Here is a 25,225-nt window from a genome sequence, read left to right on the forward strand (position 1 = left end):
GCGGTGGTCCATGTCGTCGGTCCGCGTGCTCGCGGCGGTCCGGTGTGGCAACGAGCAAGAACGAGGAAGTAGGTACAGCACGAGATGGCACGTATCGGAGACGGTGGGGACCTGCTGAAGTGCTCTTTCTGCGGCAAGAGCCAGAAGCAGGTGAAGAAGCTCATCGCCGGCCCCGGCGTGTACATCTGCGATGAGTGCATCGATCTGTGCAACGAGATCATCGAGGAGGAACTCGCCGAGAGCGGCGACGTCAAACTCGACGAGCTGCCCAAGCCGGCGGAGATCCGGGACTTCCTCGAGAACTACGTCATCGGGCAGGACACCGCCAAGCGCACCCTGGCCGTCGCGGTCTACAACCACTACAAGCGCATCCAGGCCGGTGAGAAGAAGGACTCGCGTACCGGCGAGACCGTCGAGCTCGCCAAGTCCAACATCCTCATGCTCGGTCCAACGGGCTGCGGTAAGACCTACCTCGCGCAAACCCTCGCCAAGATGCTGAACGTGCCGTTCGCCATCGCCGACGCCACCGCGCTGACCGAGGCCGGCTACGTGGGCGAGGACGTGGAGAACATCCTGCTGAAGCTGATCCAGGCCGCCGACTACGACGTGAAGCGTGCCGAGACCGGCATCATCTACATCGACGAGGTCGACAAGATCGCCCGCAAGAGCGAGAACCCGTCGATCACGCGCGACGTCTCCGGTGAAGGTGTGCAGCAGGCGTTGCTGAAGATTCTCGAGGGCACCCAGGCGTCGGTACCGCCGCAGGGCGGGCGCAAGCATCCGCATCAGGAGTTCATCCAGATCGACACCACCAACGTGCTGTTCATCGTGGCCGGTGCGTTTGCGGGTCTGGAGAAGATCGTCTCCGATCGAATCGGCAAGCGCGGCATCGGATTCGGCAATGACGTCGCCACCAAGGACGAGGTGGATACCAGCGATCACTTCGCCGAGGTGATGCCCGAGGACCTGATCAAGTTCGGTCTGATCCCCGAGTTCATCGGTCGTCTGCCCGTTGTCGCGTCGGTGACCAATCTGGACAAGGAATCGCTCGTCAGCATCCTGTCCGAGCCGAAGAACGCACTCGTCAAGCAGTACACCCGACTGTTCGACATGGACAACGTGGAACTAGAGTTCACCACCGACGCACTGGAGGCCATCGCCGATCAGGCGATCCACCGCGGCACCGGTGCCCGCGGCCTGCGCGCCATCATGGAAGAGGTCCTGCTGCCGGTGATGTATGACATCCCGAGCCGCGACGACGTCGAGAAGGTCGTGGTGACCGGCGAGACCGTTCGGGACAACGTGCTGCCCACCATCGTGCCGCGTAAGGACAGCCCGTCGGAGCGGCGGGACAAGAGCGCCTGAGCTGGCGCAGAATGCGCGAGCGTTCGAAGTCACGGACGACGAACTTGCCGACCGACTGAATCGAATCGGGCAGTTCTTGTTCGCGAGAAGGTGATGACACCTGCAATGGCGAAATTTCTGGCACTCGCTGGGACCGGGTTTCAGGATCAGTTGAATCTCCGGATGGGCTGTGGACATGCCCGAACGCGCCTAAAGATGCGACTACCGATCCGTTCTCGTGTTGCTTGCTGCATTGCCTGAGGCGGGCCCAATGGTGACTTTTGGCCGCAGCGTAGGAGGCAGCGTACTTCTCGGAACGGTTGGCAAGCTCGTCGGCGAGTTGGTCTGCAAATGAATACGAGTGGTGCGCGGCCGTGTGTTCCGTCGGCGTGGTCGTCACTTTCTTATGGAGATATCGGTGGTGCCGCGATGTATTTGTTCATCGGTACGGGCTTCGCGGCCATGGGCATCGCCGCTTTACTGCCGATCATGTGGTCGCATCGTTTTGTGCTGTACTGGTATGCATTGGATTCTATTTGGACCTCTGCTCGATATTCAGGTCTCTCCACACGCGCAAGATTGTGTCGCCGGCGCGTGGTGCTCACGAATGGAGTACTAGCGATTCATCGTGATTCGTGGATACGTGTACTCGATTCTTCTGCAAGGATCGCGCCTTGGTTGACAACCGTTCGCCGCTCCTGGAGATCTCGGAAGAGTCGATCGGTGCAGGTGCGCGCCGAAGTCTGATCGATCGAGGATGGGAAACCGTGGCCGGAGTTGTTCCCGCTTCGACCAAGGGTGATAGGCGCAACGGAGTCTGGATCAATCTGAGTCCTAGTGATCGGCGCGAGGAGATTCGGGTAGATGAGGCGAGCATCGGGGCGATTGGAACACTTTGGCTGGTGGGTTTTTATCATCGGCACCCAGAAATGCGATTCGAACTCTCAGGCGCCGCAGTTCTGGAGCGTCTTAACTCAGTGTTTGTGACTGAGGTGGAGAATCGAGATGTGTGAGGTCCTCGATTCTGTTCTGTACCTGCTGCATACGTGTCGTTGGTACGGGATCTAGCTGTCGATCCGGATTCGCGAAGACTGATTCGCCGCGTTGTCGCCTCGCGATCGCCCAACCCGCCTCCCGAACGGGATTCATCGACCACACTTGACCCATGGCAGATCAGGAACAGAACAGGGCATCCGACGGCCGGCTTGCGGGCATCGTTCTCGCCGGCGGGCGGTCGCGTCGGATGGGGCAGGACAAAGCAGCACTCGACTGGGACGGCGAGCCGATGCTGGCCCGGATCGTCCGGGTCGCCGCGCAGCGCTGTGAGCCGATCCTGGTGGTCGCAGCGGAGTCGTCGTCGGCGTATCAGGGTCTTTTCGGCACCGGCGGACCGCAGGCGCAGTGGATCACCGACGAGGAGCCGGGCGCCGGACCGCTCGGTGGGCTCGTCGCGGGCCTGCGGGCCGCCGCGGCCGGGGGCGCCGAACTTGCCTTTGTCTGTGCCACCGACATGCCGTTGATCAGCGCCGAGCTGATCGACGAATTGCTCCGGGGGGTCACCCCGTCGGCGCAGGCGGTGATCGCGCACGACAGCCAGCGCGATCACCCGATGGCCGGGATCTATCGCACGGCCGCGGCCGAGGTCATCGCCGGGGTCGTCGCGACAGGGGAGCGCCGGATGACGGCCGCGCTCGATGCCCTGACCACCCACCGTGTCGCTGTCTCCGAGCCGGACTGGCTCGTGAACGTCAACGCACCCGAGGACCTGCACCGCCTGCGCGTGTGAGGCGGTGTGGGCGCCCGTTCACCCGCGGTCCGGCGACCGGTGAGCGACAAATAGAATGGCGGTCGTGACGCGACCCGACCCGACATCCGATCTGCCCAAGTCCTGGGATCCCGCCGAGCACGAGGCGCGGCTCTATCAGGGCTGGGTGGATGCCGGTTACTTCACCGCCGACGCCGAGAGCGACAAGCCCGCGTTCTCCATTGTGATCCCGCCGCCCAACGTCAACGGGTCCCTGCACATGGGCCACGCCTACGAGCACGTGCTCATGGACGCGTTGTCCCGGCGCCGCCGGATGCAGGGGTACGAGGTCTTGTGGTTGCCCGGCATGGACCACGCGGCCATCGCCATGCAGACGATGGTCGAACGCAAACTGGCCGACGAGGGCAAGACCCGGGACGACCTCGGTCGAGAGGCGTTCATCGAGCGGGTGTGGGCGGAGAAGGCCGAGATCGGTGGCAACATCGGCGAGCAGATGCGACGACTCGGCGACGGCGTCGACTGGAGCCGCGAACGATTCACCATGGACGAGGGCCTGTCCCGCGCGGTGCAGACCGTCTTCAAGAAGATGTTCGACGACGGGTTGATCTACCGTGCCGAACGGCTGGTGAACTGGTCTCCGGTTCTCAAGACCGCGGTCAGCGACATCGAGGTCAACTACGCCGATGTGGAGGGTGAACTCGTCAGCTTCCGCTACGGATCGCTCGACGACGACGAGCCGCACATCGTGGTCGCCACCACCCGGATGGAGACGATGCTCGGCGATACGGCGATCGCCGTTCACCCCGACGACGAGCGCTACGCACATCTGATCGGCACCGAACTCGACCATCCCTTCGTCGACCGGACCATCCCGATCATTGCCGACGACTACGTCGATCCCGAATTCGGTACCGGCGCAGTCAAGATCACGCCCGCACACGATCCCAATGACTTCGCGATCGGGCAGCGGCACAACCTCGAGATGCCGACCATCATGGACGAGTCGGCCCGGATCTCCGGTACCGGAACACAATTCGACGGGATGGATCGGTTCGAGGCGCGCGTCAAGATTCGGGAAACCCTCGCCGAGCAGGGCCGCATCGTCAAGGAGGTGCGGCCATATCTGCACAGCGTCGGGCATTCCGAGCGCACCGGCGAACCGATCGAGCCGCGACTGTCGATGCAGTGGTGGGTGAAGGTCGAATCGCTCGCCAAGGCCTCCGGCGACGCGGTCCGCGCGGGCGACACCGTCATTCATCCCACGTCGATGGAGCCGCGGTTCTTCGCGTGGGTCGACGACATGCACGACTGGTGCATCTCCCGGCAACTGTGGTGGGGTCACCGCATCCCGATCTGGTACGGACCCGACGGTGAGATCGTGTGCACCGGGCCCGACGAGCAGGCCCCCGACGGCTATGTGCAGGAAACCGATGTCCTCGACACCTGGTTCTCGTCGGGGTTGTGGCCGTTCTCCACGCTCGGCTGGCCGGATCAGACCGCCGATCTCGAGAAGTTCTATCCCACTTCGGTTCTCGTCACCGGATACGACATTCTGTTCTTCTGGGTGGCGCGCATGATGATGTTCGGTACCTACGTCGGAAACGATCTAGGACCCGATGCCAAGGTGCCCTTCGGCAACCTCTTCCTGCACGGACTGGTCCGCGACGAGCACGGCCGCAAGATGAGCAAGTCCAAGGGCAACGGCATCGATCCGCTGGACTGGGTCCAGCGATTCGGCGCGGATGCCCTGCGTTTCACCCTGGCTCGTGGCGCCAACCCGGGCAGCGACATCTCGGTGGGCGAGGACCATGCCTCGTCGTCGCGCAATTTCGCCACGAAGCTGTTCAATGCCACCAAGTTCGCGCTGATGAACGGTGCACGGGTGGGCGATCTCCCGTCCGCCGACGAACTGACCGCGGTCGACCGCTGGATCCTGGGCCGACTCGATGAGGTGCTGGCCGAGGTCGACGCCGGCTTCGAGTCCTACGAGTTCTCCAAGGCATGTGAGTCGCTCTACCACTTCGCCTGGGACGAGGTGTGTGACTGGTACCTCGAGCTGGCCAAGGTGCAATTCGCCGAGGGTGACGAAAAGCGCTCGGAGACAACGCGCCTGGTTCTGGGTGCAGTTCTCGACCCGCTCTTGCGGGCGTTGTCGCCGGTGATGCCGTTCGTCACCGAGGTGCTGTGGAAGGCGCTCACCGGTGGCCCGTCGCTGGTCGTGGCGGACTGGCCCGCGGTGTCCGCACGCGTGGGCGACGAGCAGGCGACGGCCGTCGTCGACGATCTGCAACGGCTGATCACCGAGATCCGCCGCTTCCGTAGCGATCAGGGATTGCAGCCCGGCCAGCGCGTGGCGGCCACCTTCGAGCAGCTCGAGGACTCGGGGCTCGGGGAGATGCTGCCCTACGTCCGGTCGCTGGCCCGGCTCAACGCGCCCGACGACGGATTCTCGACGACCGCCACCATCGAGGTCCGCCTGCGCCGGGCGACGGTCACCGTCGCCATCGACACCTCCGGCACCGTCGACGTCGAGGCCGAACGCAAACGGTTGACCAAGGACCTTGCGGCCGCCGAGAAGGAACTGTCCTCCACCACAGCCAAACTCGGTAATGAGCAGTTCCTGTCGAAGGCACCCGAGCAGGTGGTTGCCAAGATCACCGAACGCCAACGCGTCGCGACCGAAGAAGTGGAACGGCTGCGCAAGCGGCTGGCGGACATGGGTGACGCGTGAGTGACGAGACCGAGTCCGGTTGGCCCGAGGAGGATCCCGCGATAAGCGGTGACCCGCTGGGGTTGTCGGCCCTGTTCGACGACGAGGAGGGATCGGCCGAGGACAAGGTCGTCGCGGACGTGCCGACCGCGGACTCCGTGGAGGATCTCGCCGAACTCGCCGAGGTGGAGGCCGATCTCGACACCCGCTGGCCCGAGACGAAGATCGAGCCGTCGCTGACCCGGATCTCCACCCTGATGGATCTGCTCGGTTCTCCTCAGCACGGCTATCCGGTCATCCACGTCGCGGGCACCAACGGCAAGACGTCGGTGACCCGGATGATCGACGCCCTCCTGGTGGCGCTGCATCGGCGTACCGGCCGCATCACCAGCCCGCACCTGCAGCGGGTCACCGAACGGATCTCGTTGGACGGCAAGCCGATTCCGGCGCGAACCTATGTCGACACCTATCGGGAGCTGGAGCCTTACATCACGATGGTGGACGACTCGTCCACGGCTGCCGGCGGCCCCCGGATGAGCAAGTTCGAGGTACTCACCGCGATGGCCTACGCCGTATTCGCCGAGGCCCCGGTGGACGTTGCGGTTGTCGAGACCGGGATGGGGGGCCGCTGGGATGCGACCAACGTGGTGGACTCGGCGGTGGCGGTCATCACCCCCATCGCGATGGATCACGCCGACTATCTTGGCGACACCTTGACGGCGATCGCGGGGGAGAAGGCGGGCATCATCAAGGCTGCCGACCCCGACGCGCTGGTGCCGGTGGACCCCATCACCGTCATCGCCCCGCAGGACCCGGAGGTGATGGATGTGCTTCTTCGTGCCACCGTTGACGCCGGAACCGTTGTGGCACGCGCGGGTTCGGAGTTCACGGTGCTCGAGTCGGTGACGGCTGTCGGCGGGCAGATGCTCACCCTCCGCGGACTCGGTGGCGTCTACGACGAGGTGTTCCTGCCGCTGCACGGCGCGCATCAGGCGGGCAACGCCGCGCTCGCACTGGCGGCGGTCGAGGCGTTCTTCGGCGCGGGTGCTCAGCGTCAGCTCGACATCGACGCGGTACGAGCCGGATTCGCCGAGGCTGCCTCACCGGGGCGGCTCGAACGACTGCGCAGCGCGCCGACGGTGTTCGCCGACGCCGCGCACAATCCGCACGGCGCAACGGCTCTCGCGCAGGCGCTCGTCGAGGAGTTCGACTTCCGTCGGCTCGTCGGCGTCGTCGGGGTCCTCGGGGACAAGGATGCACGCGGTCTGCTCGAGGCGCTCGAACCCGTTTTCGACGTGGTGGTGCTGACCAACAACGGATCGCCGCGCGCGCTGGACACGTCCACACTCGCCGACTACGCGACCGAGATCTTCGGTGAGGAGCGCGTGGTGGTGAAGCCGTTCCTGCCGGACGCGGTCGAGGCTGCCATCGCACTGGCCGAGGAAGTGGACGGCGAGCCGGTGTCCGGGGCCGGGGTGGTGATCACCGGCTCGGTGGTGACCGCCGGTGCCGCGCGCACCCTGTTCGGGAAGGAACCGCGGTGAGTGAGGGAGCCGTCGAACCGCAGAGGTTCACGCCGCCGACCAACGATCCCTGGAAGGGGCTGCGGGGGGTGATGGCCGGGACGCTGATCCTGGAGGTCATCGTGATGATCCTGACGTTCCCGATCGTCGCCCGGATCGCCGGTGGACTGACCTGGGTGTCGGGCATCTATCTCGCGGCCGTCACGGTGGCGTTGATCCTGGCGGCCGGAATGCAGGGCCGCCGCCACGCACTGACGATCGACCTCGCGCTGCAGTTCGCGGTGATCGCCGGTGGTGTCTTCCACTGGTCCATCGCCGTCGTCGGCCTGCTGTTCATGTGTGTCTGGATCTACATCCGCTACGTGAAAGTCGACGTCGAGCGCCGGATCGAACGGGGGCTGCTGCCGGGGCAGGAGCCGATCACCGACTGAATCTCCGGGGGCTTCGCGATCGCATCTGATGATCTTCACCCGCCACAACTCCTGTTGTCGGAACGTTATCGAGGAGACTTCCCTCGGGAAGCCATTGCTGTGAGAATGACGCGAGCCAGGGGGCCCGTCACTGTGGGGGGTGGGATGCTCCCCGGATCACAGCCCGATGCGCATCACTGTCGGACGTGCAATGTCGAAGTCAACGTGAGGAACTACGTGCCGTTCACCCTTTCCGGTTTCCATTCGACCCGACGCCGGCGCCGAACCGGTCGGATCTCGACCGTCGCGGTGGCCCCGGCCATCGCAGCCGTCGCAGTCGCAGCCGCGCTGGGCGCCGGTACTGCTGCGGCAGCCCCCGTGAAGCCGGCGACCCCGCAGATCGACATCCCTACCGCGGACTCCCCGATGCCGGCCGGTCCCGGCGAGTTCAGCTACATCGCAACACATGCGGTGACCAAACGAGCGGCCGGGATGAAGGTGCCCGAGGCGATCGCGTCGCTGCCCGTACCGGCCCAGTACCGGCCGGCCAATCTCGCGCTGGCCCAGCAGTTCGATCTCGCGCTCGCCGGGGCGCTTGCCTCGCCGGGCGGGTGTCTGCAGATCGTCGTCGACCCGCGGGCACGCAGCGGCAGCCTGTTCAACTACGGATTCTTCCCGGTCTCCGGTGAGTACTGCCCCTGAGCCGAGGGCGCGTGCCGTCGGTGGCACCGATCACCGTTTAAGGTGTGACCGTGACTGAACGTACTCTCGTCCTCATCAAGCCCGACGGTGTCGCTCGCGCCCTGGTCGGCGACATCATCAGCCGTATCGAGCGCAAGGGCCTGTCGCTCGTCGCGCTCGAACTGAAGACCGTCAGCGATGAGGTCGCCCGCGGCCACTACGCCGAACACGAGGGCAAACCCTTCTATCCGTCGCTGCTGGAGTTCATCACCTCCGGTCCGCTGGTGGCCGCGGTTCTCGAAGGGCCGCGTGCCGTCGCGGCCTTTCGGCAGATCGCCGGTGGAACCGATCCGGTGGAGAAGGCAGTGCCCGGAACGATCCGCGGTGACTTTGCGCTGAGCACCCAGAACAACCTGGTGCACGGCTCGGACTCGCCCGAATCCGCGGAGCGTGAGATCGCCCTCTGGTTCCCCGGCCTCACCGCCTGATTTCCGCGTCCGACCCGCCCGTCCTCCTCGAATCCCCGACGTGATGGCAGGCCCTCGCGGTCTGCCGGTCGGGCGCAAACAGCCCGTAGTTTGCGGCTATCGGTTCGCGGTGTGGGATACTTGCACAGTTGTCGGCGACACACTTTGTCTCCGACGACGGACGATGACGCGCCCGGTATCGGCGCGGACCGGCAGATGAGTCCGCCGGACCTCGCCGGGCCCGACCAGATTGACCGGGCCACGCCGCCGTTGTTTGCTCGACGCGAACCGGTGGATGTGGAGAACCGGCCTCGCTGGCAGGCTGGATGGCGCGGTGCGGTCATCACCATGCAAGAGCGTCGAACGAGACGTCCGTGGACCCGGACCACCGCCGACGCACAGACCACACAACACCGGCCCATGGGCCGGGACACAGAGCAGACCCTCGCGTGGCCGCGTCAGCCCGACGCGCCCGGGGGTTCGAGGAGACTGAGTGACCGACAACGGGTCGCCGGCTGACGCGAACGCAGCGTCAGGAGCGGCGGAAGAATTTCCCAGCAGACTTCGTGTGCACGCCCTGGCCAGGATCCTGGGCATGACCAGCCGCGAGGTGCTTGCGCATCTGGCTGAGTTGGGCGCGGAGATCCGCAGCGCACAATCGAGCGTCGACCGTGAACTCGCACAGGCGGTGGCCGACCGCGTGCGCCACCACGTGGAGGTCGACGACGCCTCCCTGGCCGCCGTCGACGCGACGTCCACCGAGACACCGCCAACGGCGCCTGAGACACCGACGACGGCGCCGGAAAGTGCACCGACGGCACCGGAAAGTGCACCGACGGCACCGGAAGATGCGCCGACGGCACCGGAAGATGCGCCGACGGCACCGGAAGATGCGCCGACAGCACTGGAAGATGCGCCGACGGCACCGGACCCGACACCTGAGACCGCAGTGACGGCCGCCGATCGCGGGCCCGAGACACCGAGTCTCTTCTCAGCGGCGTCGGCGCAGTACGACCATCCGATCGCCGGCGACGTTCCGGCACTGGCCGCGGGGCCTCTGTTCCTGCAGCCGCAGGCTCCTGAACCGAGTGCCGAGCGCACCCGCGACACCTCGGCTCGTGCCGGAAGCGCAAGCTCCGACATTCAGGGCGGCGACACCAAGGGCGGCGAGGAGCAGAACGCCGACGACAACGGCGCCGACGACACCGATGGTCACGACGACGCCGGCAAGGATTCGGGCGACGACACCGAGTCGAATCGCAACCGCAGGCGTCGTCGAGGCCGCCGCGGACGTGGCCGCGGTCGTGGTGAGCAGGGCGCCGACGATCAGGGTGCCGACGACGCCGACGAGCAGGCCGGCGGTGATCAGAATCGGGCCGACCAGAACAGGGCCGACCAGAACGGGGCCGACACCGTCGACTCCGGCGAGGACACCGACGTCACGAGCGATGGCGGAAGCGACCCTGAGTCCGAGGATGAGAAGGACGCGGGAGAGTCGGGCGCCAGGAAGAAGGCCGGCCGGCCGTCGGGCAAGAAGGGTAAACGGTCCAAGAACAAGAAGGTCGCCGAGGAGGACGACGCCGGTACCGACGACTCCGACGCCGAGGACACCGGAGAGTCGGATGACGCCGAGGACTCCGACGCCGAAGCGGACGGGAACGGTGAGGGCTCGACGCGTCGTCGCCGCCGTCGCCGTCGTCGCAAGGGCGGTGCCGATGCCGAGGATGCGTCCCCCGACGATCCGCCGAACACAGTCGTGCACGAGCGGGAACCGCGTAGTAAACGAGTCCGTGACGAGGTCCAGGGGATTTCCGGATCCACCCGACTCGAGGCCAAACGCCAGCGTCGCCGGGACGGGCGGGATGCGGGGCGTCGCCGACCGCCGATCCTGACCGAATCCGAGTTCCTGGCCCGCCGCGAGGCCGTAGACCGCGTGATGGTGGTGCGTGAACGCGGCGCCAACAGCCGCATCGCACCCGGTACCGGCGACGACGGTCATGAGCACGCCACCCCGATCGAGGACTACACGCAGGTCGCCGTGCTCGAGGACGGCGTCCTCGTCGAACACTTCGTGACCACGGCGACCTCGTCGTCGATGGTCGGCAACATCTATCTCGGGCGGGTGCAGAACGTCCTGCCCGGGATGGAGGCCGCCTTCGTCGACATCGGGCGCGGACGCAACGGTGTGCTCTATGCCGGCGAGGTGAACTGGGATGCGGCCGGCCTCGACGGCGGTTCACGCAAGATCGAGCAGGCCCTCAAACCCGGCGACAATGTGCTCGTCCAGGTCAGCAAGGACCCGGTGGGCCACAAGGGTGCGCGTCTGACCACGCAGATCTCGCTGGCCGGCCGTTATCTCGTGTACGTGCCCGGCGGTTCGTCGACCGGAATCAGCCGCAAGCTGCCCGACGTCGAACGCAAACGCCTCAAGCAGATCCTGGCCAAGCTCGTGCCGGCCGACGCCGGCGTCATCATCCGGACCGCGTCCGAGGGTGTCAGCGCTGAGGAACTCGGCGCCGACATCGCGCGTCTGGAAGCCAAGTGGCGTTCTATCGACGAATCGGTCACCCAGGCCAAGAAGAACTCCGGTTCGGCCGGGCCAAAGGCGCTCTACGAGGAACCAGACCTGCTGGTTCGGGTGGTGCGTGACCTGTTCAACGAGGACTTCAAGAAACTCGTCGTCGAGGGTGCCAAGGCATGGAACCTCGTCGAGGGGTACGTCGGCTCCGTCGCGCCCGACCTGATGGATCGCGTTGAGAAGTTCGAGAAACCGCACGCCGATGCGCCGGATTCCTTTGTGGTGCACCGCATCGACGAGCAATTGGCGAAGGCGCTCGACCGCAAGGTGTGGCTGCCTTCGGGTGGCACGCTGATCATCGAGCACACCGAGGCGATGACGGTCGTCGACGTCAACACGGGCAAGTTCACCGGTTCGGGTGGCAACCTCGAGGAGACGGTGACCCGGAACAACCTCGAAGCGGCCGAGGAGATCGTGCGCCAGATGCGGCTGCGCGACATCGGCGGCATGATCATCGTCGATTTCATCGACATGGTCCTCGAGTCCAACCGCGACCTGGTGCTGCGACGGCTCACCGAGGCGCTGGCCCGTGACCGGACTCGCCATCAGGTCTCCGAGGTGACTTCGCTGGGTCTGGTCCAGATGACGCGCAAGCGACTGGGTACGGGGCTGCTCGAGGCGTTCTCGACGACATGCACCACTTGCGGTGGACGCGGTGTCATCGTGCACGCCAACCCGGTGGAGGTGCGCTCCGAGGAGGCCGGACGCGTCGAAGGCGGTTCCAAGCGGTCGCGTCGCGGCAAACGGAAGCCCGAGGCCGCGCCCGAACACAAACCGGCACACCATCCCGCCGAGCACCCGATGTTCCGGGCGATGGCCGCGCACTCCCACGACGACCCCGAACACGTCGCACACGACTCCGACGCGGCACCGGATTCCGCGGCGGAGGCATCGGATTCCGCGGCGGAGGCATCGGATTCCGCGGCGGAGGCATCGGATTCCGCGGCGGCGGCATCGGATTCGACGGCGGCGGCACCGGAATCCACGCCGAAGACACCCGAATCCACGCCGACGACACCGCCGTCGACGAGTGGACCCGCGGCCGAGGGCGACGGATCACCGCGGCGCCGTCGTCGTGTGGTCCGCCGGGCGGCATCGCCCACTGCGGCACCGGAACCGATGGTGCTCACCGCTGCGCCGGACGGACAGGGCGACGCCGCCCCGACCCCGGTCACGACATTCGGTCCGGTGTCACCGACCAGCGCCGAGTCGGCCGTGGCGGTCCGCAGACGGCCACGGCGCCGCTCCGCGGGACGACCGGCCGGTCCGCCGCCCGGCGAGCAGTGACCACCCCGGGTGGGCCCGGGGAGATCACACCAGGTCGGGCGAGTTTGACCCGACGACGGACGGTCCCGTAATCTTGCAAGGTCGCCTTCCGCGGAGGTTGTGCGCTGTGCGGGGTTCCGATCGTTCGGACACCACCCGACCAGCCGCGTGAACCACGTCGACAGGCATCTGGTGTGAACCGCCCGAATCCCCGGCGTACCGGCTGGGTGTTCTGCGGCCCGCGCCGGCACGAACACCAGCACGACAACAGCACGCCCCGGCGCCACCCCGGCGCGGCGGGCCCGACGAGATGAGTAAGAGGAAGACTCCGATGGCAACGTACGCGATCGTCAAGACCGGCGGTAAGCAGTACAAGGTCGCCGAGGGCGACATTGTGAAGGTCGAGAAGATCGACGGAGAGCCGGGCAGCACCGTGAGCCTGCCGGTCGCGTTGGTCGTCGACGGGTCGACCCTGACCACCGATGCCGACAAGCTGGCCAAGATCTCGGTCACCGGCGAGGTCGTCGAGCATGTCAAGGGCCCCAAGATCCGCATTCACAAGTTCAAGAACAAGACCGGCTACCACAAGCGGCAGGGTCACCGTCAGAAGCTGACGGTCCTCAAGGTCACCGGTATCAAGTAATCCAGCTTCAGCGCAGACCTCAGGAGGACTGACAGATGGCACACAAGAAGGGCGCGTCCAGCTCGCGCAACGGTCGTGATTCCAACGCCCAGCGTCTCGGTGTGAAGCGTTTCGGCGGGCAGCGGGTGAGCGCCGGTGAGATCCTGGTCCGCCAGCGCGGCACCAAGTTCCACCCCGGTGTGAACGTCGGACGCGGTGGCGACGACACCCTGTTCGCACTCGAGGCCGGTGCTGTCGAGTTCGGCACCAAGCGTGGCCGCAAGACGGTCAACATCGTCCCGGAAGCCGCTCAGGTCTGACCGTGGGGAACGGCGCCCTCCGGCGTCAACCCGACGGAGTCGGCCTTCGCCGACCCGAGCGCACCGCGACATGAGCGCCATCACCGGCGCCGCGATATCTTCGCCTGAACAGGGCGGGCTGGGTCACTGCACCCGGCCCGCCCTGTTTGCATTTTCACTCCCGAATCCCGTTCTCGTTCCGTAGAAAGGACATCCGATGTCTCGGTTCGTCGACCGCGTCACGATCCACGTGGCGGCCGGCAACGGTGGCCATGGCTGTGCCTCGGTGCATCGCGAGAAGTTCAAGCCGCTCGGTGGTCCGGACGGCGGCAACGGCGGCAACGGCGGATCGGTACGGCTGGTCGTCGACCCGCAGGTACACACCCTTCTCGACTTCCACTTCCGCCCGCACGCCAAGGCGGGCAACGGCCGGCCGGGGGCGGGTGACAACCGCGATGGCGCCACCGGCGAGGATCTGGTCCTGCATGTGCCCGACGGCACCGTGGTGCTCGACGCCGACGGCTCCATCGTCGCCGATCTGGTGGGTGCCGGAACCACCTTCGAGGCGGCCCAGGGCGGACGCGGCGGACTCGGTAACGCGGCCCTGGCGTCCAAGGCGCGCAAGGCCCCCGGCTTCGCGCTGCTGGGTGAGGAGGGCGAGCATCGTGACCTCGTCCTGGAACTCAAATCGGTTGCCGACGTGGGCCTCGTGGGATTCCCGTCCGCAGGCAAGTCGTCGTTGGTGTCGGTCCTCTCTGCAGCGAAACCCAAGATCGCCGACTACCCGTTCACCACGCTGGTCCCCAATCTCGGTGTGGTCCAGACCGCCGGCGACGTCTTCACCATCGCCGACGTACCGGGACTGATCCCGGGAGCGTCGACGGGTCGCGGACTCGGCCTGGAGTTCCTACGGCACCTCGAGCGATGCGCGCTCCTCGCGCATGTGGTCGACTGCGCCACCCTCGAACCCGGTCGTGACCCGGTGTCCGACATCGACGCCCTCGAGGCCGAGCTGGCCGCCTACCAGCCGGCGCTCGACGCCGACCACGGGCTCGGCGACCTCGCCGACCGCCCCCGGGTGGTCATCTTGAACAAGATCGACGTCCCCGATGCCGCCGACCTCGCCGATCTGGTGGAACCCGAACTGGCACAACGTGGTTGGTCGGTATTCCGCATCTCGGCGGTGACCCACCAGGGTTTGCGTGAGCTGACCTTCGCGCTGGCGCGGATGGTGCGCGAGTACCGCGACTCGCAGCCCAAGGTCGCGGCCCGACGTCCGATCATCCGTCCCAAGGCGGTCGACGAGGCCGGCTTCACCGTGTCTCCCGATCCGGAGACACCCGGCGGTTTCATCGTGCGGGGTACGCGTCCCGAACGGTGGATCGCGCAGACCCAGTTCGACAACGACGAGGCCGTCGGCTACCTCGCCGACCGACTCAACCGGCTGGGCGTCGAAGACGAACTCACCCGTCTCGGAGCCGAACCCGGCGCGCCGGTCACCATCGGCGACGTCACCTTCGACTGGGAGCCGACGACCCCGATGGGTGACGACGTCCCGATCACCGGGCGCGGCACCGACATTCGGCTCGACCGCTCCGAACGGGTGGGGGCCGCCGAACGCAAACAGGCACGCCGGCTGCGGCGCGGATTGCACGACGACGAGGACGCTCCCGATGGCGCATGAGCTGCCGCACAACGGAAATCGGAGCAGGGCAAGGGCATGAGCGAGGTACGTGAGTTCATCGCGCGCGCCCGCAGCGTCGTCGTGAAGATCGGATCGTCGGCGCTCACCGATCTCGGAACCGGGCTCGACACCGCGCGGCTCGACCGGCTCGCCGACGCGCTGGAGGCACGGATGCGGGCCGGCTCCGACGTCATCGTCGTGTCGTCCGGTGCGATCGGTGCGGGCATCGCCCCGCTGGGACTCAAGAAGCGACCCACCGATCTGGCCACCAAACAGGCGGCCGCCAGCGTCGGGCAGCTCGCCCTGGCCCACGCCTGGGGTACCTCCTTCGCCCGCTATCGACGCACGGTGGGGCAGGTGCTGCTGACCGCCGACGACATTTCCAACCGTGCCCATCATGCGAATGCGCAACGCACACTTGACCGTTTGCGGTCGCTCGGTGCTGTCGCGGTGGTCAACGAGAACGACACGGTGGCCACCAACGAGATCCGGTTCGGCGACAACGATCGCCTCGCGGCGCTGGTCGCCCAGCTCGCCGGGGCCGACGCACTGGTCCTGCTGTCTGATATCGACGGTCTCTACGATGGCGATCCGCGCAAGGTCTCCCCGTCGGGGCAGCCGGCCCGCTTCATTTCCGAAGTGGCGGGTCCCGAGGATCTCGACGGCGTGATCGCCGGGGCCGGTGGAGCACTGGGTACCGGTGGTATGGCCTCGAAACTGGCTGCTGCGCGACTGGCGGCCGATTCCGGTGTGCCGGTGCTGCTGGCGGCCGCATCGCAAGCGGGGCAAGCGCTTTCGGACGCATCGGTAGGGACGGTCTTTGCCGCCCGGCCCGAACGGCTCTCGGCACGGCGGTTCTGGGTGCGTCATGCCGCTGACGCGCGGGGACAGATCGTGCTCGACGACGGCGCGGTGACCGCGGTGGCGTGTCGTCGGCGCTCGTTGCTGGCCGCCGGCGTAGTTGGTGTGCGGGGCCGATTCTCCAACGGCGACGTCGTCGAACTCGTCGATGTCAACGGGATCGCGCGTGCCCGAGGCGTTTCCGCCTACGACGCCGACGACATCGCAAAGATGGTGGGCCGCTCCACATCTGAGCTGCCGGCCGAGTTACGCAGAGCTGTGGTGCACGCGGACGACCTGGTCGCGATCTGAGGGGTGGTGCGGCACTGTGGTTGCGGACATCGCTGTGTCGCCTATGGTTTCGACGCGGCGCGGTCTCGCTTCGCTCGTCCGTGCCGGCTCAACCAGCGGGTGGGGAGTGCCGGCTCAACCAGCGGGTGGGGAGTGTCGGCTCGACCAGCGGGTGGGGAGTGTCGGCTCGACCAGCGGGTGGGGAGTGTCGGCTCGACCAGCGGGTGGGGAGTGTCGGCTCGACCAGCGGGTGGGGAGTGTCGGCTCGACCAGCGGGTGGGGAGTGTCGGCTCGACCAGCGGGTGGGGAGTGTCGGCTCGACCAGCGGGTGGGGAGTGTCGGCTCGACCAGCGGGTGGGGAGTGTCGGCTCGACCAGCGGGTGGGGAGTGTCGGCTCGACCAGCGGGTGGGGAGTGTCGGCTCGACCAGCGGGTGGGGAGTGTCGGCTCGACCAGCGGGTGGGGAGTGCCGGCTCGACCAGCGGTGGTGAGCTCACTTGGCGGCAGTTGCCGTAACCAGAGCGGGTAGAACCGAAGACGCGAAATGGTCGATCTTGAGGGCCGCGATGTTGTCGGCTCGGGTCGCGCCGCGGTTGACGATGATCACCGGTTTGCCGGTGCGTGCTGCGTGACGGGCGAAGCGCAGGCCGCTCATCACGGTGAGCGATGATCCGACGACCAGGAGCGCGTCGGCCTCATCAACGAGTGTGAAAGCCTGTGTGACAATCGGTTTCGGTACACTTTCGCCGAAGTAGACGATGTCGGGCTTGAGGATTCCGCCACAGTCGGGACAGTCGATCATGCGGAAATGAGCGGTGTCGGACACCACGGCGTCGGCGTCCGGGGCGACCTCGATCGCCCCGCGGCCACCCACGCTCTCGGCGAAGCCGGCGTTGAGATCCTCGAGGCGTTCCGCCAGCCGGTGGCGGGAAGTGGTCCACCCGCATCCCAGACAGCGCACCCGCCCGTAGCATCCGTGCAATTCGAGGACGCCGCGCGTGCCGGCCTTGGTGTGCAGCATGTCCACGTTCTGGGTGATGACGGTACTCAGGTGGCCACTGCGTTGCAGATCGGTGAGTGCGTGGTGCGCGACGTTGGGTACCGAGGCGTCCATGTGCCGCCACCCGAGGTGATTGCGGGCCCAGTAGTGGCGACGGAACTCCGGCGACGACAGGAACATCTCGAGGGTCATCGGCGTACGTCGCGGTGCGCCGGGGGAGCGGTAGTCGGGGATACCGGATTCGGTGGAGATCCCGGCCCCGGTCAGCGCGACGAAGCGCCGCCCGGCGAGCAGACGGCGTGCATCGTCCAGACGCTCCTCGAGGTCATCGTCGAGTGCTGTCGGTGCCGCGGGCTCCCAACCGATCTGTAAACGCGTACGCACCCTGCCCAGAATAGGCAGGGTGCGCGGCGAATGCCCACGTGCGCCGGGTCAGGCGTTCTCGGTGGCGTGGCGCCCACTCGGTGCGGGCACCGTCACCAGCGGGTAGACACCGTTCTCGTCGTGAACCTCGGTCCCGACCACCGGGGGATTGAACACACACAGCATCCGCATCTGTGTCGTCGCGGTGACGGTGTGGCGTTCGTGGCCGTTGAGCAGGTACATGGTGCCGGGCGCCAGCGGGTAGGTCTCGCCGGTCTCGCGGTCGAGCAGTGTGCCCTCGCCTTCCACCAGCCACACCGCCTCGACGTGGTTGGCGTAGTGGAACTCGTTGACCGAACCCGCGTTGATGGTGGTCTCGTGGAACGAGAAACCCACGTGGTCGCCTCCGAGGACGATGCGCTTGGACACCCAGTTGCCCTTGGGATCGGCGACTTCGCGCTCGGTCCCGGTGATCTCGGCTGTAGTGCGGACGATCATCCGATCACCTCCTTGACGGAATCGGTCAGGATGCCCAGACCCTGGTCCAGGTCATTGTGGGAAATGGTCAGCGGGGGAAGGAGTTTCACGACCTCGTCGGAGGGGCCGGAGGTTTCGGCGAGCAGGCCGGAACCAAAGGCATGAGCGCAGACCTTGCCGGCCGCGGTGGCCTCGTCGAACACCAGGCCGCGCACCATGCCACGCCCGCGCGTGGACAGACCGTCGAACCGGTCGCAGAGACCGGTGAACACCTCGTTGATGCGCTCGCCCTTGGCGTGCACCTCGCGGGAGAGCGCGTCGTCGCTCCAGTAGGTGTCGATGGTCTTGGCGGCAGTCACGAACGCCGGGTTGTTGCCGCGGAAGGTTCCGTTGTGCTCGCCGGGAGTCCACACGTCGAGTTCGGGCTTGAACAGGGTCAGAGCCAGCGGCAATCCGTATCCGCTGATCGACTTGGACAGCGTCACGATGTCGGGCGTGATGCCGGCGGCCTCGAAGGAGAAGAACTCACCGGTGCGGCCACAGCCCATCTGCACGTCGTCGACGATGAGCAGGATGTCGCGACGCTGGCACAACGCGGCGAGCGCCTGCAGCCACTCGGCGCGGGCGACGTTGACGCCACCCTCGCCCTGCACGGTCTCGACGATGACCGCGGCCGGGCGGTTGAGACCGCTGCCGGAGTCGTCGAGCACACGCTCGAACCAGGCGAAGTCCTCCATGACGCCACCGAAGTAGTTGTCGAACGGCATCGGGGTGGCGTGGACGAGCGGAATGCCCGCGCCGGCGCGCTTCATCGAGTTCCCGGTCACCGACAGCGATCCCAGTGTCATGCCGTGAAAAGCGTTGGTGAAGCTGATGATCGACTCGCGTCCGGTCACCTTGCGGGCCAGCTTCAGCGCCGACTCGACGGCGTTGGTGCCGGTGGGACCGGGGAACTGGATCTTGTAGTCCAGCCCGCGCGGCGCCAGGATCTTCTCGGTGAACGCCTCGATGAAGCGGCCCTTGGCGACGGTGGCCATGTCGAGGCCGTGGGTGATGCCGTCGTCGGCGATGTACTCGAGCAGTTCGCGTTTGAGCTCGGGATTGTTGTGCCCGTAGTTGAGTGACCCGGCGCCGGCGAAGAAGTCGAGGTACTCGCGGCCCGACTGATCGGTGAGCCACGATCCGCTGGCGCGGGTGAACACGGTGGGCCAGCTACGGCAGTAGCTGCGCACCTCGGATTCGTGTTGAGTGAACATCGAGTCGTCGATGGTCTGATCGAGAAGTTGCATGTGCTTCCTTCTTCCTCGGTATTGCGAAAATTCGTGTCGAGTCGTGCCAGAACCGTTCTCGGGCAGCGACTTACCCCTGAATGCGGGTTCCGAGGGGAAGTCGGTGACCGCGTCCGGGTGACGGCCGATCAGGGCTCGGGAACCTCGGGCTCGAGCATGTAGAGGTCTTCGGGCTCGTGGGCATCCGGAAAAGCGTTGGCGGCAAAGAGATCCCGCCGCTCAAAGCGGAGGCCGCGGGCATTCGCGACGGACGCGAACAAACGCTGTGACGCTTCATTATCCGGGCTGATGGTGGTGTGCATGGCAACCACTCCGCGGCGGGCGCCGCGGTCGAAGAGGTGATGCAGCATCCGCGCGGCGATGCCGTGTCCACGGAAGGCGTCGTCGACGGCGACCTGCCAGACCATGAGGGTCGAGGGGTCGCTCTGCCGACGGTAACCGGTGACGAATCCGATTGCGCGGCCGTCTACTTCGGCGACGATGGAGGTGTCGGCGAAGTCGTGACACCACAGCACATAGGAATAGCTCGAATTGACGTCGAGAACCTTTGAATCCGAGGCGATTTCCCAGAGTCGGGTACCGTCGTCGACCGTGGGGGCACGGAAGTCGACGTCGAGGGCAGTTGTTGGGGCCGTTCTTGTTTGGGACGGGCTCATGACCTGTTTGACGTTAACAACGCGTGTCCGCGAAGTCATGCAGCTGCCGAAATCGGACAACGGAACACCTACCTTGTCCCTGCTCAGCGCCGCAATGTGAAGTGGCTCACAAACATGTTGTTCAGGCGTGCTCCCGGGGGCTTGGCGGACCGCCACGCCCGGGGGCGCAGAATGGGTGGCATGACGAGGATCATCGCCGGTCGGCTGCGCGGCCGGCGTCTGCGCGTGCCGGACGAGGGCACCCGCCCCACCTCTGACCGGGTCCGTGAATCGGTGTTCAACATGCTCGTGCACCGTTGCGATCTCGCGGGCGCTCGCGTCCTGGATGTCTACGCCGGATCCGGCGCCCTTGGTCTCGAGGCACTGTCCCGTGGAGCCTCCGAGGCGACCTTCGTCGACTCCGCACGCAAGGCGACCAGCGCGATCCTCGCCAATGCGCATCAGTGCGGCGTGGCGGCGGAAGTGTCGGTCATCACCCGGCCGGCGGCGGCGTACCTGGCCGGTCCCCCCGAACCCCGCTTCGACCTCGTCTTCGCCGACCCGCCCTATGCCCTCGGCCCGGAGTCGGTGAATGCCGACCTGATCGCGCTACGACCGTGGCTCGCGAGCGAGGCCATCGTGGTCCTCGAACGCTCGGCGCGGGGGCCGGACATCGACTGGCCACCCGCCTACGAGGTCATCATCGACAAGAACTACGGAGACACCAGAGTGGAGGTGGCGCGCCATGTCGGCTGACACCGCGCACGCACACGACGACCAATCGGTCCGCATCGGTGATCTGCTGCTGGACACCCCGGTGATCTGTGCGCCGATGGCCGGCGGTCCGACCACGCCCGCACTGGTGTCCGGAGTCTCCGCGGCCGGTGGCCTGGGCATGCTCGCCGCGGGGTACCTGACCGCGGCGGAGCTTGCCGGGAAGCTCGACGACGTGGACTCCGCGACGGGCGGGCGCTACGGGGTCAACCTGTTCCTGCCGGGCCCGGATGTGACTGCTGATCCGTCCGCGCCGGTGAACGCCGCGATCGAGGGTTACCGACAGCGACTCGCGGGCTACGCCGGTCGCTACGGCGTCGAGGTGGGTGCCCCGCGCTGGTTCGACGAGGACATCGACGCCACCGTCACGCTCCTGTGTCGATACCGGCCCGGACTGATCACCACCACCTTCGGCGATCCCGGGGCCGAACTGGTCGATCGGATACACGACGAGGTCGGGGCCGCGGTGGGGGTCACCGTCACCAGCGTGGCGCAAGCCCGCAGCGCCGTGCGATCGGGAGCCGATCTCTTGATCGCGCAGGGGATCGAGGCGGGTGGGCACCGCGGTATCTGGGTCGACGATCTTGCCGACCCGCTCGGTGGCCCGGCCCCCGGGACCGTCGATCTCGTCACGGCGCTGGTGGCGGCCGTCGAGATCCCGGTGATCGCCGCCGGCGGACTCATGACCGGTGCCGACATCGATGCCGTGCTGGCAGCGGGAGCCGTTGCGGCGCAACTGGGTACGGCCTTTCTGCGGGCCGACGAAGCGGGGACGTCGGCGGTACACCGGGACGCGCTGGCCCGTGGCCGGGAGAACGCCGAGGACTCCGGCCCCGGCTCCGATGCACCCGGCCCCGCTGAGCCCGACACCGTGATCACCCGGGCGTTCTCCGGCCGGCCCGCCCGATCGCTGCGTAACGCGTTCGCCGTCGACAACGCCGACGCCCCTGCCGCTTACCCGCAGGTCCACTACATGACCAAACCGATCCGCGCCGGGGCGGCGGCCGCCGGGGTGGCCGACGACGTGAACCTGTGGGCGGGCACCGGGTGGCGTGCCGCCGCTGCCGCACCGGCGGCAACCATCGTCGAGCGGCTGCGGACCGAACTGCGCGCCGCGCGGGATCACCGCTGACGGCTCTTGCCCCGCAGGGGCGCACTGTCTCGCAACGCACACTGCCTTGCTGAGCATGATGACGCCGACCGACGAGGTCGCCACCGCCGGGTAAGTTCTCCGCCATGACGGATGTGACCACCCGCACCGCGGTATGCCCCGGCTCCTTTGACCCCTTCACGCTCGGCCACCGGTATGTGGTGCAGCGCGCCGCTGCCTGCTTCGACGAGGTGGTGATCACCGTGGTCGTCAATCCGAACAAGCACGGCATGTTCGGCGTCGACGAACGGATCGAGCTGATCCGCGCGGACTGTGCCGATCTGCCCAACGTGCGGGTGGACCGGTGGTCGGGTCTGCTCGTCGACTACCTGCGCAACGAGTCGATCCACACGATCGTGAAGGGTTTGCGTTCGGCCGTCGATTTCGACTACGAGGTGCCCATGGCACAGATGAATCGCGAGCTCGCCGACGTCGAGACCGTGTTCTTGCTGACCGACCCGCGCTTCGCCCACGTGTCGAGTTCACTGGTCAAGGAGGTGGCAAAGCTCGGTGGTGACGTCGCCCCGTTCTTGTCGCCGGCCATCCATCGCGCTCTGCTGGCACGTATTGCGGGCGAACAGCGCGTGTGACGACACACCCCTCGCGCTTCACCAATCACAACTGCAACATTCGGCACAATAGTCACAGAAGCACCGACTGAAACAAGGCAAGCGCCGGATTGGGGTGGCTGTGTACCGGGTATTTGAAGCTCTCGACGAGCTGGTAGCGATTGTCGAGGAAGCGCGAAGCGTCCCGATGACCGCGGGCTGCGTCGTCCCGCGCGGCGACGTGCTGGAACTGCTCGACGACATCAAGGACGCGATCCCGGGTGAGCTCGACGACGCCCAGGACGTTCTCGACGAGCGCGATGCGTTGATCGGCGATGCCCGTGAGCACGCCGATCAGGTCACCTCGAAGGCGGATTCGGAATCCGAGGCAGTGATGGCCCATGCCCGTGCCGAGGCCGACCGCATCCTGGCCGAGGCGAAGGCGCAGGCCGACCGGATGGTCGATGAGGCCAGTGCGCACGGCAAATCGCTGGTCGACGAGGCCACCGAGGAAGCCCATCGCCTGTCCACGGGTGCCGCTCGCGAATTCGAGGCGGTGACCGGGCGGGCACGTGCCGAGGCCCAGCGGACCATCGATTCCGCCAACAACTCCTACGACAAGTCGGTGGCCGACGGCATCGCCGAACAGCAGCGCCTGGTTTCGGAGACCGAGGTTGTCGCGGCGGCGAAGTCGGAGGCCGAGCGCATCATCGACGCGGCACACGCCGAGGCCGATCGGCTCCGCGGGGATTGCGACATCTACGTCGACGAGAAACTCGCGCAGTTCGAGGAGGTCCTGACCGGGACGCTGCGCTCGGTGAACCGTGGTCGCCATCAGCTCCGCACCGGTGCCGGGATGCACGATTACGTCGAGTACCCGCGCAGCGTCGACGAACCGTCGGCCCGGCGTGAAACGGCAGGCGCTCGCGCAGGTTACGAGCGCGAGCCCGGGTCACCACTCGCGGTGTGAGCATCGGGTCGCGCCGGGCGTCGGGTGCATCAGCGCCCGGCGCGGTCGTTCGATGTATCGAGCCGCCCGGCGTATCGTGCAACTGTGGCTGATCATGCTGTGACACCAGAGACGACCACGCCGGACGCGCCAGGGCCCAAGCGGACCGCGCGTCATGACCCGTTTGTGCTCGATGTTCGCACTCTCGGGCGTCGGGCCGGTTCGATGGCCGAAGTGCATCGGACGGTGACCACACCCGATCGCATCGGGGTCGAGATGATCGGCATCGCAACGGGTTTCGACGTCGACCTCGACCTCCGGCTCGAGTCGGTGACCGAAGGCGTCCTCGTCACCGGGACGGTGTGTGGCGAGACCGTCGGTCAGTGCGCGCGGTGCCTCGAACCGGTCGACGGGACCGTCACGGTGTTCCTCACCGAGCTGTTTGCCTACCCGGACAGCGTGACCGAACAGACCACCGACGCCGAGGACGTCCACCGCATCGTCGACGATCACATCGATCTCGAACAGTCGATCATCGATGCGGTCGCCATGGAGCTGCCGCTGTCGCCGCTGTGCTCCGACGACTGTCCCGGGCTCTGTCAGGTATGCGGGGTGCGCCTCGCGATCGCCGAACCCGGTCACGCGCACGAGGTCATCGATCCGCGATGGGCCGGGTTGGCCGACAAGTTCCCGGGCCTGGCCGGGGAATCCGGCCCGGCCTCCACCGATGCCCCGAACCCCGACGACAGGGACGAGAAGCGTGGTTGACGAGGCCGGGGAATCACAGTTCGCCGACCTGCTCACAGCGGTGGACACCACGATCGGTGAGCAACTGCTCACGCTCGCCCTCACCCACCGTTCCTACGCCTACGAGAACGGGGGACTGCCGACCAACGAGCGGCTGGAGTTCCTCGGTGACTCCGTGCTCGGTGTGGTGATCACCGAACGCCTCTACCTCAGCTACCCCGACCGACCCGAGGGTGAACTGGCCAAGATCCGCGCGAGTGTCGTCAACATGCACGCCCTCGCCGACGTCGCACGTTCACTCGGGCCCGGCGGCCTCGGCCGGCATCTGTATCTGGGCCGCGGTGAGGAGATGACCGGCGGTCGGGACAAGGACTCGATCCTGGCCGACGGCCTCGAATCGCTCTTCGGCGCGGTGTTCATCGAACACGGCCTGGCCACCTCCAAACGCGTCATCCTGCGGCTGTTCGACGACGTCATCGACCGGGCCGGAACCCTGGGCGCGGGACTCGACTGGAAGACGTCACTGCAGGAACTGAGCGCCGAACAGGGACTCGGCCCGCCGCAGTATCAGATCAGCTCGACCGGGCCGGACCACAACAAGGAGTTCACCGCGGTCGCCGTGGTCGCCGGCGAGAGTCTCGGCAACGGGGTGGGGCGGACCAAGAAAGAGGCCGAACAGCAGGCGGCGGCACGCGCGTGGAAGACGCTCACCGAACGGGCCACCGCCGTGGGCTCGCCGGATTCAGTCGCGTCCGATCCGACAGCATCCGATTCTGCTGTGTCGGACCCGGCCGCTTCGTGACCCGTACATCAC

The 25,225-nt window shown here is 66.8% G+C and carries 23 protein-coding genes; 19 read left to right on the forward strand and 4 right to left on the reverse strand.

The features are described from left to right. The first annotated feature begins 84 nt into the window (after positions 1-84). The 13 genes from clpX to proB all read left to right on the forward strand — a co-directional run bounded on the left by clpX (position 85) and on the right by proB (position 16,501). On the forward strand, positions 85-1,365 hold the full coding sequence (gene clpX, locus GBRO_RS10160; protein WP_012833861.1) for an ATP-dependent Clp protease ATP-binding subunit ClpX: 1,281 nt from the start codon (positions 85-87) through the stop codon (positions 1,363-1,365). Positions 1,366-2,018: 653 nt separating this feature from the next. Further along, complete coding sequence (locus GBRO_RS25970; RefSeq protein ID WP_147290647.1) at positions 2,019-2,357, forward strand: hypothetical protein; 339 nt, start codon at positions 2,019-2,021, stop codon at positions 2,355-2,357. 152 nt (positions 2,358-2,509) lie between these two features. Further along, entirely contained in the window at positions 2,510-3,130 is a 621-nt protein-coding gene (mobA, locus tag GBRO_RS10165) for a molybdenum cofactor guanylyltransferase (RefSeq protein ID WP_012833862.1), read from the forward strand. 55 nt (positions 3,131-3,185) lie between these two features. Beyond that, positions 3,186-5,840, forward strand: coding sequence for a valine--tRNA ligase (locus tag GBRO_RS10170; protein ID WP_012833863.1), 2,655 nt, complete (start codon positions 3,186-3,188; stop codon positions 5,838-5,840). After that, positions 5,837-7,363: a bifunctional tetrahydrofolate synthase/dihydrofolate synthase gene (folC, locus tag GBRO_RS10175; protein WP_012833864.1), complete on the forward strand. Its 1,527-nt coding sequence runs from the start codon at positions 5,837-5,839 to the stop codon at positions 7,361-7,363. The genes GBRO_RS10170 and folC overlap by 4 nt, the downstream gene beginning before the upstream one ends. 71 nt (positions 7,364-7,434) lie before the next feature. Then, a complete protein-coding gene (locus GBRO_RS10180) occupies positions 7,435-7,773 on the forward strand; it encodes a DUF4233 domain-containing protein (protein ID WP_083775685.1) in 339 nt (112 codons plus the stop codon). Positions 7,774-7,905: 132 nt separating this feature from the next. Further along, positions 7,906-8,454, forward strand: a complete 549-nt coding sequence (locus GBRO_RS10185) for a hypothetical protein (protein ID WP_012833866.1) — start codon at positions 7,906-7,908, stop codon at positions 8,452-8,454. Positions 8,455-8,504: 50 nt separating this feature from the next. Beyond that, positions 8,505-8,921, forward strand: a complete 417-nt coding sequence (gene ndk / locus GBRO_RS10190) for a nucleoside-diphosphate kinase (protein WP_012833867.1) — start codon at positions 8,505-8,507, stop codon at positions 8,919-8,921. 472 nt (positions 8,922-9,393) lie between these two features. Further along, positions 9,394-12,765 carry a translation initiation factor IF-2 N-terminal domain-containing protein gene (locus GBRO_RS10195; protein ID WP_012833868.1) on the forward strand — a complete coding sequence of 1,124 codons (3,372 nt, stop codon included), beginning with the start codon at positions 9,394-9,396 and terminating at the stop codon, positions 12,763-12,765. Between the two features lie 310 nt (positions 12,766-13,075). Further along, the gene (gene rplU, locus GBRO_RS10200) at positions 13,076-13,387 is read left to right on the forward strand and encodes a 50S ribosomal protein L21 (protein WP_012833869.1); all 312 of its coding nucleotides are present in this window, start codon (positions 13,076-13,078) and stop codon (positions 13,385-13,387) included. A 35-nt stretch (positions 13,388-13,422) separates the two neighbouring features. Continuing rightward, positions 13,423-13,686, forward strand: a complete 264-nt coding sequence (gene rpmA, locus GBRO_RS10205; protein WP_012833870.1) for a 50S ribosomal protein L27 — start codon at positions 13,423-13,425, stop codon at positions 13,684-13,686. Between the two features lie 196 nt (positions 13,687-13,882). Further along, complete coding sequence (obgE, locus tag GBRO_RS10210) at positions 13,883-15,349, forward strand: GTPase ObgE (protein ID WP_012833871.1); 1,467 nt, start codon at positions 13,883-13,885, stop codon at positions 15,347-15,349. A 36-nt stretch (positions 15,350-15,385) separates the two neighbouring features. Further along, positions 15,386-16,501: a glutamate 5-kinase gene (gene proB / locus GBRO_RS10215; RefSeq protein ID WP_012833872.1), complete on the forward strand. Its 1,116-nt coding sequence runs from the start codon at positions 15,386-15,388 to the stop codon at positions 16,499-16,501. Between the two features lie 471 nt (positions 16,502-16,972). Here proB and GBRO_RS10220 read toward each other — a convergent pair whose 3' ends face one another. From GBRO_RS10220 to ectA, 4 genes are all read right to left on the reverse strand, one after another. Continuing rightward, entirely contained in the window at positions 16,973-17,863 is an 891-nt protein-coding gene (locus tag GBRO_RS10220; RefSeq protein WP_012833873.1) for a Sir2 family NAD-dependent protein deacetylase, read from the reverse strand. Positions 17,864-17,911: 48 nt separating this feature from the next. Then, positions 17,912-18,340 carry an ectoine synthase gene (locus GBRO_RS10225; protein ID WP_012833874.1) on the reverse strand — a complete coding sequence of 143 codons (429 nt, stop codon included), beginning with the start codon at positions 18,338-18,340 and terminating at the stop codon, positions 17,912-17,914. Continuing rightward, positions 18,337-19,608: a diaminobutyrate--2-oxoglutarate transaminase gene (gene ectB, locus GBRO_RS10230; RefSeq protein WP_012833875.1), complete on the reverse strand. Its 1,272-nt coding sequence runs from the start codon at positions 19,606-19,608 to the stop codon at positions 18,337-18,339. The genes GBRO_RS10225 and ectB overlap by 4 nt, the downstream gene beginning before the upstream one ends. A 128-nt stretch (positions 19,609-19,736) precedes the next feature. Further along, complete coding sequence (gene ectA, locus GBRO_RS10235) at positions 19,737-20,264, reverse strand: diaminobutyrate acetyltransferase (RefSeq protein WP_012833876.1); 528 nt, start codon at positions 20,262-20,264, stop codon at positions 19,737-19,739. Positions 20,265-20,444: 180 nt separating this feature from the next. On the opposite strand from ectA, the gene rsmD reads away from it, so the two are divergent. The 6 genes from rsmD (at position 20,445) to rnc (ending at position 25,213) form a co-directional block, all read left to right on the forward strand. Next, positions 20,445-20,999, forward strand: a complete 555-nt coding sequence (rsmD, locus tag GBRO_RS10240; RefSeq protein WP_041919841.1) for a 16S rRNA (guanine(966)-N(2))-methyltransferase RsmD — start codon at positions 20,445-20,447, stop codon at positions 20,997-20,999. Further along, positions 20,989-22,149: a nitronate monooxygenase gene (locus GBRO_RS10245; RefSeq protein ID WP_012833878.1), complete on the forward strand. Its 1,161-nt coding sequence runs from the start codon at positions 20,989-20,991 to the stop codon at positions 22,147-22,149. Before rsmD ends, GBRO_RS10245 begins: the two co-directional genes overlap by 11 nt. 104 nt (positions 22,150-22,253) lie before the next feature. Then, complete coding sequence (gene coaD / locus GBRO_RS10250; protein WP_012833879.1) at positions 22,254-22,757, forward strand: pantetheine-phosphate adenylyltransferase; 504 nt, start codon at positions 22,254-22,256, stop codon at positions 22,755-22,757. Positions 22,758-22,857: 100 nt separating this feature from the next. Further along, positions 22,858-23,685, forward strand: a complete 828-nt coding sequence (locus GBRO_RS10255; RefSeq protein ID WP_041919842.1) for a DivIVA domain-containing protein — start codon at positions 22,858-22,860, stop codon at positions 23,683-23,685. An 84-nt stretch (positions 23,686-23,769) separates the two neighbouring features. Continuing rightward, on the forward strand, positions 23,770-24,432 hold the full coding sequence (locus GBRO_RS10260; protein WP_041919843.1) for a YceD family protein: 663 nt from the start codon (positions 23,770-23,772) through the stop codon (positions 24,430-24,432). Then, positions 24,425-25,213: a ribonuclease III gene (rnc, locus tag GBRO_RS10265; RefSeq protein WP_012833882.1), complete on the forward strand. Its 789-nt coding sequence runs from the start codon at positions 24,425-24,427 to the stop codon at positions 25,211-25,213. The genes GBRO_RS10260 and rnc overlap by 8 nt, the downstream gene beginning before the upstream one ends. Positions 25,214-25,225: the final 12 nt, after the last annotated feature.

Source organism: Gordonia bronchialis DSM 43247 (genome assembly GCF_000024785.1).
Classification (GTDB): Bacteria; Actinomycetota; Actinomycetes; order Mycobacteriales; family Mycobacteriaceae; genus Gordonia; species Gordonia bronchialis.

Excerpts from the sequence above, each read along its gene's own strand:
- GBRO_RS10180 (WP_083775685.1), top strand. The coding sequence starts at position 7,435 with ATGGCCGGGACGCTGATCCTGGAGGTCATCGTGATGATCCTGACGTTC.
- rplU (WP_012833869.1), top strand. The coding sequence starts at position 13,076 with ATGGCAACGTACGCGATCGTCAAGACCGGCGGTAAGCAGTACAAGGTC.
- rpmA (WP_012833870.1), top strand. The coding sequence starts at position 13,423 with ATGGCACACAAGAAGGGCGCGTCCAGCTCGCGCAACGGTCGTGATTCC.
- ectB (WP_012833875.1), bottom strand. The coding sequence starts at position 19,608 with ATGCAACTTCTCGATCAGACCATCGACGACTCGATGTTCACTCAACAC.
- ectA (WP_012833876.1), bottom strand. The coding sequence starts at position 20,264 with ATGAGCCCGTCCCAAACAAGAACGGCCCCAACAACTGCCCTCGACGTC.
- mobA (WP_012833862.1), top strand. The coding sequence starts at position 2,510 with ATGGCAGATCAGGAACAGAACAGGGCATCCGACGGCCGGCTTGCGGGC.
- proB (WP_012833872.1), top strand. The coding sequence starts at position 15,386 with ATGAGCGAGGTACGTGAGTTCATCGCGCGCGCCCGCAGCGTCGTCGTG.
- obgE (WP_012833871.1), top strand. The coding sequence starts at position 13,883 with ATGTCTCGGTTCGTCGACCGCGTCACGATCCACGTGGCGGCCGGCAAC.
- GBRO_RS10225 (WP_012833874.1), bottom strand. The coding sequence starts at position 18,340 with ATGATCGTCCGCACTACAGCCGAGATCACCGGGACCGAGCGCGAAGTC.
- coaD (WP_012833879.1), top strand. The coding sequence starts at position 22,254 with ATGACGGATGTGACCACCCGCACCGCGGTATGCCCCGGCTCCTTTGAC.
- GBRO_RS10245 (WP_012833878.1), top strand. The coding sequence starts at position 20,989 with ATGTCGGCTGACACCGCGCACGCACACGACGACCAATCGGTCCGCATC.
- clpX (WP_012833861.1), top strand. The coding sequence starts at position 85 with ATGGCACGTATCGGAGACGGTGGGGACCTGCTGAAGTGCTCTTTCTGC.
- rsmD (WP_041919841.1), top strand. The coding sequence starts at position 20,445 with ATGACGAGGATCATCGCCGGTCGGCTGCGCGGCCGGCGTCTGCGCGTG.
- GBRO_RS10170 (WP_012833863.1), top strand. The coding sequence starts at position 3,186 with ATGGCGGTCGTGACGCGACCCGACCCGACATCCGATCTGCCCAAGTCC.